This is a genomic window from Candidatus Hydrogenedens sp. (assembly GCA_035378955.1).
Lineage (GTDB): Bacteria > Hydrogenedentota > Hydrogenedentia > Hydrogenedentales > Hydrogenedentaceae > Hydrogenedens.
Window position 1 is genome coordinate 20,419 of record DAOSUS010000031.1, and the last position, 13,922, is coordinate 34,340.

The window sequence follows — 13,922 nt, forward strand, 5'->3', positions numbered from 1 at the left end:
AATCCTTATTGTGTTGTAGCATTCGTTTGAGATGGTGTTGGATTATTTACAAGGGTTTGTTCTATTTGTTCAATTAAAACTTCGATTTCCGCAGTTGAATAATTGGGAATTGTATTTTTTACAATCTGTATATATGATTTTAAATGTTTTAAGCCTTCGGAAAGGACCCCTCTTTGAATATAAAGCAAACCATTTTCTAAATAAGCCGGTGCATAGTTCGGGTCTTTTTGAATTGCATTTGCAAAGCATTGTTGAGCAAAAGTGGGGTCATTATTAGCTAATGCAATTCTCCCTTCAATAAGGTAGCAACGAGGGCTTTGTTGTCCTTTATTCTTTATATTTTGTATCAACTCAGTCGCTTTGGTTACATTATCTTGGTGAAAATATATTAATGCCAGGTCTAATGAGGCGTCATTGGAATAATTTCCTTCTGAATTTTTAATTTTTTCTAATTCTATAATGGCTTCTGTAGTAAGTCCCGAATTAAGTAAGGCCAATGCGTATAAATAGTTAAGTACGGCTGGAATTTTTTCCCTATTTGTTAAGGACTGCAATAATTGCAAACTTTTATTCGTATCACCAGATTTTAATATCTGACATGCAAGAAAAGCCTTTTCCGCATCACTTAATTCTTGGATATTTGTCTGAATGGTTTCGAGATATTTTTGCTTATTTTGTTCATCTTTCATCTTTTCAGACAAAATCAAAAGAAGTAAAGCGGTTTTGGGAGATACATCTGCAATCTTTGTTAGATTCAATACCTCATTATAGTTCCCTTGAGAAAGTAATAGAGCAATTATACCGTTTTTGTTGATTTCTGAGTTCGCAGATGAAGAAAATAACTGTTCAGGATTATTAATATTTGAGATATTACCTTCTCCAAGAAGATTTAAAAGTTTTAAATCATTTCTTTCTGGGTATTTTTCAATTAATTTTTTTATATATTTCAATTGTTGTTCTTTATTATTCTTTTTTGAGGAAGCAAGTAAAGCAAGCCAGATAGTATCATTGTCTTTGTCATTTAGGGTTATAACTTTATCGAATTCCGTCAGTGCTTCATCTATCTGGTTATTATTTAAATAGAGTTTTCCCAAAACTGAATGAGCACGAAGATTTTGCGGATTTTTCGCGATATATTTCTGCAAGATATCAATAGCACCCAAAACATTCGTGCGACTAAGGTTGATTGCACTTGATATAGGGTCATAAGTCAGATATATGATTCCCACACCTACTAATATGAGTAAAAGGATAACAAAGAGCCCATATAAAAAATATTTTTTATTTATAGAAGGTAAAACGCTTTTTTTCTCTTTGGGTGGTTCTGCTAATATTTTTGTACCTGTCAAGAGGTTTGTTCCACAATAGATACAAATTATATCGGTTTTGTTAACTGGAGATTTACAATTTGGACAGATACCTGTGGATTTTGTTTCTGTTTTTGTCTGAATAGGTACTGCAGATGCTTTAATAGGTGCTCCACAATGGGGACACTGTTTTGCATCTTCATTTATGGGCTTACTGCAAAATGGACATTGGAACATATATTATTCCTTTAAATCTTTGTGAGATTGTTCGGTTTGATTAAGCATGGATATATAATCCTGTTCAATTTTTTCGTTACAGTATTTACAATGAGTTCTACTAATAATATTACGCTTTCCACAAAACTTACATTTAGGAAAGAATAGGGAAGGCACTGTTATAAAAGTAATTAGTAAAGTAATGCTTACCATTATAACCAAGTAACCTAAACGCATTTATATATTTGTTCTCCTTTTTATATTGTATAAAATTACTTTACAAAATTATAACTTTATATGTATATATTAAGCATAAATATTTATGGGATTATTTCCTCAACAGAGTTTACAATTTTCGTGGGACGATATGGATACTTTTCTACATCTTCTATTTTTGTTACTCCTGTAAGAACAAGTATTGTTTCAACACCTGTTTGAACCCCAGCTACAATATCTGTATCCATACGGTCTCCTATAATTACCGTATTTTCCGAATGCACACCTAAATAATTCATAGCACTTCTCATCATAAATGGATTGGGTTTTCCGATATAAAAAGGAGACCTGCCAGTTGCTTTTTCTATTAAAGCTGCCATTGCACCACAAGCAGGAACAATCCCTGATTCCGTTGGACCTAAAGGGTCTGGATTTGTTGCGATAAATCTTGCCCCATTGCGTATTAATCGGACTGCCTTTGTAATCTGATCAAAATTGAAATTAGAAGATTCTCCCAGAATTACATAATCGGGGTTATATTCTGTAATAACATAACCCGCCTGATGAATTGCGGTAGTAAGTCCACTTTCACCTAAAACATAAGCAGTTCCATTGGGTTTCTGCATCTTTAAAAACGTTCCTACTGCCATAGCAGAGGTAAAAATATTAGTATAAGGAATATCAAGTTTATGCACTTTTAATAGATGAGATAAGTCTTCAGGGGTAAATTTAGGATTGTTTGTAAGAACTAAAAATTTACATTTTTTCTCAATTAATCGTTCAATGAATTGATTGGCACCAGGAATAACTGTATTCCCTTTTACCAATACGCCATCCATATCAATTAGATAATTTTTTACAACTTTATTGGCGATATTACTCATTTTATAACTCCAGGTATATTTTATTATGACATTTGGTATAATCAATGAAATAAAGATGATGATATATTACCAAACTTTTACTATAACACCAAAAGAATTTGTGGGAGATAGAAAAATGAAAATGATAAATATATCAAGTATGATGACTGTGGTAATAATTCTGCTCTTATTATCTTCTGGTTGTAGAACTATAGCAGGACAACCATCTATAAAAACAGCAGAGATTATTCCTGAAGAAATATCACCCGGAGACACTGCAATCATACAAGCAGTTATTAAAGATAAACATCATTTAATCCAAAAAGTCGAAGCGGTAATAAAAGAGGACCCCAGAATAAAACTTAAACTTAGAGATGATGGGGTAGAACCAGATAAAAAAGCAAATGATGGAATATGGGTTTTGAAAGTAGATGTTCCTTCTGAAGCACCATCTGGAAATTATAAATTAGAATTTATGACCTACACGAAGGATGGTTCACCCGTTAAAATTAAAAGCAAAAATGGTGAGATAGAAAATTTAGCAACAGAGATACCTGTAATCATAAAAAAATGAAAAATATAAATATACAGGATGTATATTAGTTTAATTATATATTTGTGTGTATTTACCCAAAATTCAGGGGATGTTAATAATTACCCGAACATATTACTTATATCCGTAGATACGCTTCGGGCAAACCATTTGTCTTGTTATGGCTATGAATATCCGACATCACCGAATATTGATAAACTTGCCGAGAAAGGTATTGTTTTCGATAATTGTATTGCCGAAGTTCCACTAACATGTCCCTCTTTTTCATCTATGTTTACATCTAAATTCCCCAGGACAATTGGCGTAACAAGAAACGGATTGGGTATTTCGGAGGAAGACATATCTATAACAGAACTTTTTAAAGATAAGGGGTATTTTACTTTTTGTGTACAGAGTAATTGGACACTAAAAGCAAAGTTAAGTGGATTGAAGAAAGGTTTTGATATTTATGATGATGATTTTCATGTAAAAAGGTGGGGCATTTTTTCCCCTGAACGAATTGCCGATGAAGTAACTCAAAAGTGTATTGATATAATAAAAAAACTTCCTGAAGATAAACCTTTTTTCGGTTGGGTGCATTACAGCGACCCTCATGCACCATATCACTTTCGAAAAAAATACAATGTTCACCATGAAGAAAAAGGGAGAAAAAACGAAAAAACATACAAAACAGTAAAGTCTTATGACTCAGAAATAAGATTTACCGATGAACAAATCGGTATTTTATTAGAAAATATTCCTGAGAATACCACAATTGTTTTTGTTGCCGACCATGGAGAAAGTTTGTATGAGCATAATTACTTAGGTCATGGGAGAAAACTATATCAGAATGAAGTAAGAATACCTCTTATCATTGTTTCTCCAGAAATTAAACCAGGACGAACAGAAATACCTGTAAGAGGAATTGATATAGGTCCTACAATTTTAGGTATAGCCAATATACAAAAAAGTAAAGGTATGTTAGGAATGGATGTGTTGAATGAGAGTATAGACAAAGAAAGAGTTCGGGTAATTGAAACTTATGGCGGTGCAGTTCCAAAGATACCTATTTTACGGTCTTTAATGAAAAAATCCGGTCCGATAATGCAATCAGTTATAGTTGAGGATTGGAAACTAATTGTTAAAGGCAATCAAAAAGAACTCTATAACATTAATGAAGACCCTAAAGAGATAAACAATATGGCAAAAAAGTATCCAGAAAAAGTTTCAAAGATGCAAAGTATAATTGAAAAGTGGACAAAAAACACCCCTATAAATAACAAAAAAGATATTAAAAAATTATCAAATGAAGATTTGGAAATTCTTCGTTCTATGGGTTATTTAGAATAAAAAATGGTTATTTACCCCGCCAACCTTTATCAGGAATGCTACAATTAGACCAGGTATTGTTGTTTGCATCATTTTTTTCTCGTGCACGAACCCAGTAATAATAAACGACAGGGATTGTTTTATTAGCGAAACAGGAAAATCCTTTTTTAATCAAAGGAACCTCTGCAGTATAGTCATAATAATAGGGAAGAGAGGTTGTTCCTATAGAAATTGCAGTATTACAATCGTTCTCTTTGTTCCTTAGAATTTCAAATATATATTTATTCGTATCATCTTCCATTTCCCATTCCACAAGAACATATTCAGAATAAGAACCATCTGATGCTGTTACATTAAAAGGCGGAGAAGCAATAATGGGACTAATTTCACCTTCCGTATTCCCTTCTAATAAACCTTCTTCTGTAATTGTTCCTTCCAGCATACCTTCAAGAATTCCTTCGTATGCAGGTTCACCTTCCACAAAACCTTCTAAATCACCTTCACTTATCCCTTCAATTTCTCCCTCAGTTCCTTCTTCCATACCTTCCAAAACACCTTCATTTATTCCTTCAAATACCCCTTCAATTTCTCCTTCTGTTATATAGCCTTCTTCTGTTCCTTCCTTAATGCCTTCTAAAATACCTTCATTTACTCCTTCTTCAAGACCTTCAGAAATACCCTCATAACTACCTTCAAAAAGACCTTCGCCATCAGCAATCCCTTCTTCTATTACAGGTTCAGGGTCAATATAATCTGGAATTCCATTGTTGTTTTTATCTTCTGTTCCTTCTACATTATCAGGGATTCCGTCATTATCACTATCAAGGTCAACAAGATTGGGTATACCATCACCATCTATATCTTCAATTCCTTCTATAATATCGGGAATGCCGTCTCCATCTGTATCCCCTGAAGTAATGATAGGAATGAATTGTAATTTCTTGTTTTTAGGGTTATGTGTAATAAAAGAGAGCAAACCACAAGTCTTAAATGTAAAATAATTTTCATTATAAATAGATATTTTGGAAGAGATGTTATTTTTCGCAAAGGAAAATACATCTGTAAGAGCGTTGGATTGTATATGGATAGATTTTTCTTTTAAGTTATATATGAATCTTTTTTTAGGTTGTGTAGGAATTTGTTCTGGTATCTGGTCAGTATTTACAGGTATATCTTTTATGAATCTTGATTCACAAAAAAATCCTATGGTGCTATTATCATTATCTAATTTTAAATCACTTGCTTTAACACCGAGGACCATTACATTGGATTTAAATAAATTGACATCGAATTCAGAAGCACTAAAAATATTCAAGGGGTGTTGTATTTTAGTATCATCCTTTAAATTAGAGAGAATAGAAACAAAATAATCAGAAGATGGGGGAGGATTATTTCCAGAATAAGTTGTAGAATTATAAAGAGAATAATCTGTTTTACCATCATTATTGGCATCAATATAGATTGTGAAATTTACCTGATTTGGAGAACTCCAAGCCGAATAAGTAGAGATTAAAAAGTAGATTGAAGAATCTTCGATATTATTTTCAGGTAAATAAGTTAAGTTATCAGTAATTCCTAAATATTGAATATCTGCACAGGACATGTATTCAGGAAGATTTTCCTGTTTTTTACTTATACCTTTTAATTCAAAAAAGGATATAAACGAAGTTAAGTCATAAGGGAAATTTTCTCCCGTATATAATTCTCTACCTTGAACAGATATGGATTCTGTATTGGATGTAGATAAATCTAAATACGACGGATAGAACCCTAAGTCTGAAATCGGTTGAATCTGAGCATATAAAGGAAGATACAAAGTATTGTTATTTGTTGTGTCTCGTAAAGAAAGTACTCCGCTCAATTCACTAATCCATGAACGATTGGGTTCGTTATAACGGAAATCAAGGGAAGGGTCTCTATCATGTTTTAATAAAGACATATCTATATTTAGTATAACGGGTAGGTCTGCATAAGAACCCGGATTGATTGGTGCTGAAATATTTTGTGGTAAAACAATTTCGACACCGGAAACAGTTGTTCTCGATAAATAGGATAATTCAAAACTTTTAGATTGTTTTGAGCGATTTTCAATACGAATCCATCTTTCTTCGGTTATAGAGTCAGATACTTCCTGAGTACTAAATGTAAGAGAGACTGTGTTAGGGTTATCTTTATCATAAAATAAAAAATCGGTAATTATATTGTTCGAAAAATTGTTTCTACCAACTCCACCTATTTGTGGAGGGGCATAAATAATTTCTCCATTTTTATATAGACAGGTATCAGATGTAGCGTTATTGATTAAGATTGTTTTTATATTTTGAGCTGTTAATTCAGGTTCTATTTCCATTAATAAAGCGGAAAGTCCTGAAATATGGGGAGCAGACATGGATGTTCCAGAACTAAGACGATTCATAGGATTAGAACCTAAATTCGCAGAATAAATATGTACTCCAGGGGCTGATATATCCGGTTTTAAAACAATTTTGCCTGTTGAATACATGGCAGGTCCTCGTGAAGAGAAATAAGCAATACGCGAGGGTATATTTCCTGATAAAGATGAATCCGCATCTTCACAGGCTGAAACAGCAATGACACTTTCTGCTGAAGCAGGTGTACCAAGCGAAAAAAAAGCATCTCCTCTATTTCCTGCAGAAACAACGACTAAAATACCTACTGATGATACATTATTACAAGCAATTGCTTCAGGAGTATCTGAGAAACCAAAATCTTCACCTAAAGATAAATTTAGAATATCCAGATGGTCAGAAAAGTCGTCGTCCTGATTGGGGTCAATTGCCCATTCGATGGCTGGTATTAATATTTCACTTTTAGGTGCTTTAGAAAATATCTTTAAAGCGTAAAGTTCTGTTTTTGGGGCTACACCGGGATAAACGAAAAAAGGATAACTGATAACTTGTTGCGTGTAATCAAATGTATAAGTTGCCCCACTATTCAATACTCCATATCCACCGATAATACCAGCAACATGTGTTCCATGTCCATTCTGGTCAAATGGGTCAGGGTCGGGAATAGGGATATTTTTACCAAATACTTCAGGGTCATAGTCTTCTCCCACAAAATCATATCCACCTGCTATTTTAGTTGTAGGAAATGGAACATCTCCTATAATAGTTGTATCATTATTTTCATAATCTTGTTGTGTCCCTGAACCACCAAAATCTTTATGTATATAATCAATTCCCGTATCAATAATACCTACTCTTATTCCTTTTCCTGTGGTTTTATAATTACTCCATACCGAAGGAGCCCCTATAAAAGGTAAACTTTTTGATAAATTAATACTCACACGGGATAAAGGGTGAATTGCCTTTACATCAAAATCATTTTGTAATTCACGAATATGGTCAAGTTCCAGGTATGCCCCAATACCGTTAAATACTTTTTGAACAGTAAAAAGTATGGTTTCATCTATACTTTTCTTTTTTGAAATTTTATTTATGAAAGATTCTTGTTCATTTTTAATTTTTTCTATATGTTTTTTAAGACTTATAATTTTTTCAGTGGATGTTGTCTTTGCATCTTTTAATTGAGAATAAAATTCAACGCCACAAAGGGTATTCAGTTCAATAATAACCGGGATACGCTCTGTAAAAGCAGCATTGTGTATAATAAATAATATAATTAAGAACGAAGTATTAAAAATTTTCGTTTTTGAAAAAGAGCAGTAAATATTCATGTTATAATAATACTTTACAATTTGAAGTTATATAAAAAACAAATATCACTCCTAAATTATGCCACAAACCCACTACGATAAGAATTATAGAAAGCAATTAACCCAAGTTACATGGTTAGGTTTTTTAATTAATGTAATACTTGTTGCTCTAAAAGTCTGTATAGGTTATATTACTCGAAGTCAAGCCCTTATTGCAGATGGTATACATAGTCTTTCTGATGGGATAACAGACCTTGCTGTGATATTTGGAGAACCCTTTTGGACAGCACCTGCTGATGTAGACCATCCCCATGGTCATGGAAGAATAGAGATGCTGGTAACAATATTTATTGGTCTTTTGCTTGGATTGGTTGGCATATTGTTGGGATTTCAGGCTATTAAATCTATTATTCAGTTTGATAAAGAGAAAACTATTTATTCTTTACCAATGACAATTGTCGCCTTTATATCTGTAGTTTCAAAAGAAGCACTGTATCAATATACTGTGTTTGTAGGTCGGAAAATACATTCAACTGCTGTTATCGCAAATGCATGGCATCATCGTTCGGATAGTCTGAGTTCAATTCCTGTGGTAATTGCAGGAATTGGAATTATGATTAATCCTGCATATAGCATATTAGACCCTATAGGTGCTTTAATAGTATGTGTTCTGATTATATACTCCGCATATCGGATAATTCTTCCTATGCTTAAAATTCTGGTTGACAGTGGTATTTCACAGGAGGAAATGTCTCGATTAAAAGAAATTGCGTTATCTATAAAAGGAGTAAAAAGTATCCATGCGATAAGAAGTCGTCATATAGGGGGAGGAATTGCAGTAGATTTGCATGTGTTGGTAGACCCTCAAATGTCTGTTTCTGATGGACATATTATAGCAGGAAAAGTAAAGCATGCACTTTTAGAAAAAGGACAAGATGTTGTAGATGTTTTGATTCACATTGAACCTTATGAAAAAAAACAGACATAGATGTTTAAAAAATAAACTAAAAAACTTGAAAAATAGCACATTTAAGATATGACAATTCAGGCATGATTAAAATTTCAGGATGGTCAGGTGCTGCCCCATGAAATTCTAATAATCGGATTTCTTTTGCTACATTTCTTGATGACCTTTTAATAATTTCCCTAAAATCGTTAGGTGAAATAAAATGAGAACAAGAACAGGTAATTAAAAAACCCCCTTTTTTTATATGTCTCAATGCAAAAGAATTGATTCTTTGATACTTCAGGAATGCCTTTTTGAAATCGTTCTTTTTCTTAGCATACGCAGGAGGGTCTAATATAATAACGTCAAATTCTTCTTGGGGATTTTGTTGAAAATATTCATCAACATCCATATTATAAAATTCTGCACAATTACTGTATTTATTCAACTCCAAATTTTTTTCTGCTATAGCGATGGCTTCTTTTGAAGACTCTATCCCAACAACATGTTTTGCTCCAGCCTGGATACTGTGAGAGGTCCATAATCCCACATAACAAAAACAATCAAGAACTTTTGCTTCCCTTGTATACTTTTGTGAGTAAAGATAATTAAGTCTCTGGTCGAGAAAAAGCCCTGTTTTTTGGGCTTTTTTAATAGGAACAATAATATTGAGTTTATTGAGACTGCATATAATTTCATCAGGTATATCCGAAGACAATTCCTCGTTTTGTTTGTTATATATATATCGGATGCCCTTGAAACTTTTTATTGCCTCCAATAAATAATGACTGTAAACATTGTAAAAATTACATTGGAACTGTATGGTAACCAACGACTGGTATCTGTCAATAATAAGTCCTGGAAGCCCATCGCTTTCTGCATGTATCCAGCGATAAACATCAGAGCCATCAAATAATCTATTTCTCAGATTTAGGGCTGTTGATAACCTCTTTAAGAAAAAATGGGTGTTTATTTCCTCTTGATGATAAGATAATACACGGGCGAATATACCCCCATCTTCTTGAAAAAATGCTCTGCAAATAAAACGCCCCTCTGAATTATATATATCAACAATATCTCCATCATTAACAGGTTCGTGTTTCTGTATTTCATTTTTAAATATCCATAAATGCCCCCGCAATATCCTTTTTTCTTCATTTTCTTTAATCCACGCAGATGGAATATGTTTATTCATGATTTTGATAAATTACCTGTTCTATATGTTTTTTGCCATTCTTTTATTGTGTTAAGGAGATAAAACCGAATTCGCTCCTCATCTTTTTTCTTTTCATAAGAAACGCCTTTACTCCATTGATTAAATCCTGTTTCATCCTCAGGAATATTTTTTCCCTCCTCATAAGCATTTGTATATATGACGACATGTTTTTGAGTTATCTGGGCAATCCCTCCCATTACAGCAAAAAAAAGTTTGGTAGTTCCTTCCTGTTGAATAGAAACGATACCTATGTCAAGAGCCGTAATTAAAGGAGTATGTCCCGGTAGAACAGTAATTGTTTCTCCATAAATTACAGGTAGAGATACCGCGGTAGATTCTAAGGTAATCGGTTTCATATTTAATGAACAAATCTGTAATGTAAAAGTGGAAGAACTCATGCAGAAAATCCCATTTGTTTCGCTTTCTCTTGGACATCCTGAATATTTCCACAATAAAGAAACGCTGATTCAGGGTAGTGGTCATATTTCCCTGAAAGTAATTCTGAGAAACTTTCAATAGTTTCATCAACACTAACATATTTTCCAGGCATTCCTGTAAATTCTTCGGCGACAAAGTTAGGTTGAGAAAAAAATCGCTGAATTCTTCTTGCACGATTAACAATCTGTTTATCTTCATCTGAAAGTTCTTCCATGCCAAGAATAGCAATAATATCTTCAAGGTCTTTATATCTTTGTAATACCTGCTGAACTTCGCGTGCAATTTTATAATGAGTTTCCGTTATATAACGCGGGTCTAATAAACGACTGGTTGAATCCAATGGGTCAACTGCCGGGTATATACCCATTTCTACAATTTTACGAGATAAAACAATAGTAGCATCCAGATGTGTAAAGGTATTGGCAGGAGCGGGGTCGGTCAAATCATCTGCGGGGACATATACAGCCTGTACAGAAGTAATAGAGCCTCGTGTCGTTGATACAATTCGTTCTTGAAGTTCCCCCATTTCAGTAGCTAATGTGGGCTGGTATCCGACCGTACTGGGCATTCTACCTAAAAGAGCAGAAACCTCTGAACCTGCCTGTGTAAAACGAAAGATATTATCTATAAATAAGAGTACATCCTGTTGTTCTGTATCGCGAAAATACTCTGCTACTGTTAACGCTGTTAATGCAACCCTTGCTCTTGCCCCCGGAGGTTCTGTCATTTGTCCAAATATTAATGCAGTCTTATTTAACACCCCGGAACGTTTCATTTCTAACCATAAGTCATTTCCTTCTCTTGTTCGTTCTCCCACACCTGCAAATACAGAGACACCTCCATGTTTTATAGCAACATTACGAATTAACTCCATAATTAAAACCGTTTTTCCCACACCTGCACCTCCAAAAAGTCCAATTTTTCCTCCCTTAGGAAAAGGGGCTAACAAATCAATTACTTTTATACCAGTCTCAAAAATTTCCATTTTAGGATTTATATCTCGATATTCTGGCGCTTTCCTATGGATTGACCAATAATCTGTAGCATTTATGGGTTCCAGTTCATCTACAGGTTCTCCGACTACATTTAAAATCCTACCAAGCACTTCTTTCCCTACCGGAGTGCATATAGGTTTCTCAAGATTTATAACTTCCATTCCTCGATACAACTTATCCGTGCTCTCCATAGCAATTGTTCGGACAGTATTATCTCCTAAATGTTGCATAACTTCTAAAACAATTCTTCGGTCATCATCCGTTGTAATTTCTAATGCTGTATATATTGAAGGTAACTCACCTTCTTCAAAGCGAACATCAACAACGGGACCACTTATTTTTATTACATGTCCTTTATTCATAATCTAAATCCTATTCTAATGATTCTGTTCCACCTATTACTTCTAACATCTCTTTTGTAATAAGTTCTTGTCTTGTTTTATTAAAAACTATTTTCAGGTTCTGTAAGGTCTCTTCTGCGTTCTTTGTCGCTACTTCCATGGCTTGTGTTCGGGCTAATTGTTCACAGGCTAAGGATTCATGAAAAATGCGATGCATCTCAGAAATTAAAAATAATTCACAGGTTCGGGTTACAACATCATCAATGTTAGGTTCAACAAGCCAATTATATTTCTTTATATTTTTAGGATTATCCTCTATCCCTTTAATGCTAAGAGGTAACAGTTGTTCGATTTCTATTTTTGTAGTAAATGAAAGTCCTAATTTTGTGTAAATAATGAAAACAGCATCCGTATTACCGTTTATAATATCGTTTGATAATTCATGGACTAATAAAGATACTTTGCTCAGTGAATAATCCTCAAAAAAGTTATTATAAGATTTCTTTACAGGAATATGATGATATTTTAATGCGTTATTACCTTTATTACCTAAAGAAATTAAATTTATATTTTTACCTGCAAACATATTTTTCAATACATCTCTTGTCTTTTGAACAATTGCTGTATTAAAACCACCACACAAGCCATGGTCACTCGTAATAACTAAAAGAGAAATATTTTGAATTGTTTGCCGTGACGAAATTAAAGGATGATTCGGTTGAAAGTCTGGTAAAGTATTAAGGTGTTGCCATAATTTATTTAATTCATTAGGTAGGATTCGACTAATAAGTAGTTCATTTTGGGCTCGTTTAAGACGAACCGTAGCAACCATTTTAATTGCTTTTGTTATTTTTTGTGTATTTTTTATGGTATTTATCTTATTTCGCAAATCTTGAATGCTACTCATAAATCTTTCCCTTCCCGCCATTTTTCTGAAAGGAAATGCAGAATAAGATCGTCCAGTTGTTGTTGTATTTCATTTGTCCATTTATTACTGGAACCGAGATATTCATAAAGGGACGGATTTTCTGCTTTTATATAGGCGATTAATTCATTTTCAAATCGGGGTAGAGCATTTATAGATATATTGTCAAGTTTTCCAGAAATACCTGCATGAATAATGATAATTTCATCCGCTAAGGGAAGTGTTTGGAAACGATTTTGAACCAAAATTTTTGTAAGCCTTTTCCCTCTTTCTAATTGAGACTTTGAAGATTCATCAAGTTCACTCCCAAATTGAGCAAATACCTCCAATTCACGGTATTGAGCCATTAAGACGCGTAATGTTCCAGCAATTTTTTTCATAATCGGAGTTTGTGCGGAACCACCTACACGAGAAACACTGATTCCAGGGTTTATAGCAGGTCGTATTCCTGAATGAAACAGAGATGATTCTAAATATATTTGCCCATCTGTTATAGAAATCACATTCGTTGGGATATAAGCGGAAACATCTCCTTCTTGTGTTTCGATAATAGGAAGGGCCGTTAAGGTTCCGCCTCCTTTAGATGGATGAAGACAAGCAGACCTTTCCAACAAACGGCTGTGGAGATAGAAAATATCGCCCGGATAGGCTTCCCTTCCCGGTGGTCTTCGCAATAACAACGATATTTGCCGATAAGCACTGGCATGTTTTGATAAATCATCATAAACAATGAGGACATGCTTTCCTTTATCACGGAAATATTCTCCAATGGCACAACCTGCAAATGGTGCTAAATATTGCATAGGTGCAGGTTCTGAAGCCGTTGCAGAAACAATGACTGTATATTTCATCGCACCATAATTTGTAAGGTCATAGACAATTTGTGCCACTGTTGAGCGTTTTTGTCCAATAGCCACAT

Annotated in this window: 11 protein-coding genes; 3 read left to right on the forward strand and 8 right to left on the reverse strand. The window is 33.8% G+C overall.

Going from position 1 to position 13,922, the window contains the following annotated elements; translation table 11 throughout:
- Nucleotides 1-5: 5 nt before the first annotated feature.
- Both PLA12_08015 and PLA12_08020 read right to left on the reverse strand, forming a co-directional pair.
- Nucleotides 6-1,544 (reverse strand): tetratricopeptide repeat protein, encoded by a 1,539-nt coding sequence (locus tag PLA12_08015; protein HOQ32444.1) that lies wholly within the window; start codon nt 1,542-1,544, stop codon nt 6-8.
- A 299-nt stretch (nt 1,545-1,843) separates the two neighbouring features.
- On the reverse strand, nt 1,844-2,623 hold the full coding sequence (locus PLA12_08020) for an HAD-IIA family hydrolase (GenBank protein HOQ32445.1): 780 nt from the start codon (nt 2,621-2,623) through the stop codon (nt 1,844-1,846).
- Between the two features lie 25 nt (nt 2,624-2,648).
- Between PLA12_08020 and PLA12_08025 the strand changes: the two genes are divergently transcribed.
- Nucleotides 2,649-3,176 (forward strand): hypothetical protein, encoded by a 528-nt coding sequence (locus PLA12_08025; GenBank protein ID HOQ32446.1) that lies wholly within the window; start codon nt 2,649-2,651, stop codon nt 3,174-3,176.
- An 18-nt stretch (nt 3,177-3,194) separates the two neighbouring features.
- Nucleotides 3,195-4,484, forward strand: coding sequence for a sulfatase (locus tag PLA12_08030; GenBank protein ID HOQ32447.1), 1,290 nt, complete (start codon nt 3,195-3,197; stop codon nt 4,482-4,484).
- Between the two features lie 7 nt (nt 4,485-4,491).
- Here the strand turns inward: PLA12_08030 and PLA12_08035 are convergent, their stop codons facing one another.
- Nucleotides 4,492-8,163, reverse strand: a complete 3,672-nt coding sequence (locus PLA12_08035) for a S8 family serine peptidase (GenBank protein ID HOQ32448.1) — start codon at nt 8,161-8,163, stop codon at nt 4,492-4,494.
- A 58-nt stretch (nt 8,164-8,221) separates the two neighbouring features.
- Between PLA12_08035 and PLA12_08040 the strand changes: the two genes are divergently transcribed.
- Nucleotides 8,222-9,130: a cation diffusion facilitator family transporter gene (locus PLA12_08040; protein ID HOQ32449.1), complete on the forward strand. Its 909-nt coding sequence runs from the start codon at nt 8,222-8,224 to the stop codon at nt 9,128-9,130.
- 16 nt (nt 9,131-9,146) lie between these two features.
- Here the strand turns inward: PLA12_08040 and PLA12_08045 are convergent, their stop codons facing one another.
- From PLA12_08045 to PLA12_08065, 5 genes are all read right to left on the reverse strand, one after another.
- Nucleotides 9,147-10,283 carry a class I SAM-dependent rRNA methyltransferase gene (locus tag PLA12_08045; GenBank protein ID HOQ32450.1) on the reverse strand — a complete coding sequence of 379 codons (1,137 nt, stop codon included), beginning with the start codon at nt 10,281-10,283 and terminating at the stop codon, nt 9,147-9,149.
- Nucleotides 10,280-10,702, reverse strand: a complete 423-nt coding sequence (locus PLA12_08050; GenBank protein ID HOQ32451.1) for a F0F1 ATP synthase subunit epsilon — start codon at nt 10,700-10,702, stop codon at nt 10,280-10,282. The genes PLA12_08045 and PLA12_08050 overlap by 4 nt, the downstream gene beginning before the upstream one ends.
- Complete coding sequence (atpD, locus tag PLA12_08055) at nt 10,699-12,099, reverse strand: F0F1 ATP synthase subunit beta (protein HOQ32452.1); 1,401 nt, start codon at nt 12,097-12,099, stop codon at nt 10,699-10,701. Before atpD ends, PLA12_08050 begins: the two co-directional genes overlap by 4 nt.
- A 10-nt stretch (nt 12,100-12,109) precedes the next feature.
- Nucleotides 12,110-12,985, reverse strand: a complete 876-nt coding sequence (atpG, locus tag PLA12_08060; GenBank protein HOQ32453.1) for an ATP synthase F1 subunit gamma — start codon at nt 12,983-12,985, stop codon at nt 12,110-12,112.
- Nucleotides 12,982-13,922: F0F1 ATP synthase subunit alpha (locus tag PLA12_08065; protein HOQ32454.1), on the reverse strand; the 941-nt coding region annotated here is incomplete at its 5' end. The genes atpG and PLA12_08065, both read right to left, overlap by 4 nt.

Bases quoted from the DNA above. Each gene is read 5' to 3' on its own strand.
- PLA12_08015 (HOQ32444.1), bottom strand. From the start codon at position 1,544: ATGTTCCAATGTCCATTTTGCAGTAAGCCCATAAATGAAGATGCAAAA.
- PLA12_08025 (HOQ32446.1), top strand. From the start codon at position 2,649: ATGACATTTGGTATAATCAATGAAATAAAGATGATGATATATTACCAA.
- PLA12_08045 (HOQ32450.1), bottom strand. From the start codon at position 10,283: ATGAATAAACATATTCCATCTGCGTGGATTAAAGAAAATGAAGAAAAA.
- atpD (HOQ32452.1), bottom strand. From the start codon at position 12,099: ATGAATAAAGGACATGTAATAAAAATAAGTGGTCCCGTTGTTGATGTT.
- PLA12_08035 (HOQ32448.1), bottom strand. From the start codon at position 8,163: ATGAATATTTACTGCTCTTTTTCAAAAACGAAAATTTTTAATACTTCG.
- PLA12_08050 (HOQ32451.1), bottom strand. From the start codon at position 10,702: ATGAGTTCTTCCACTTTTACATTACAGATTTGTTCATTAAATATGAAA.
- atpG (HOQ32453.1), bottom strand. From the start codon at position 12,985: ATGAGTAGCATTCAAGATTTGCGAAATAAGATAAATACCATAAAAAAT.
- PLA12_08030 (HOQ32447.1), top strand. From the start codon at position 3,195: ATGTATATTAGTTTAATTATATATTTGTGTGTATTTACCCAAAATTCA.
- PLA12_08020 (HOQ32445.1), bottom strand. From the start codon at position 2,623: ATGAGTAATATCGCCAATAAAGTTGTAAAAAATTATCTAATTGATATG.
- PLA12_08040 (HOQ32449.1), top strand. From the start codon at position 8,222: ATGCCACAAACCCACTACGATAAGAATTATAGAAAGCAATTAACCCAA.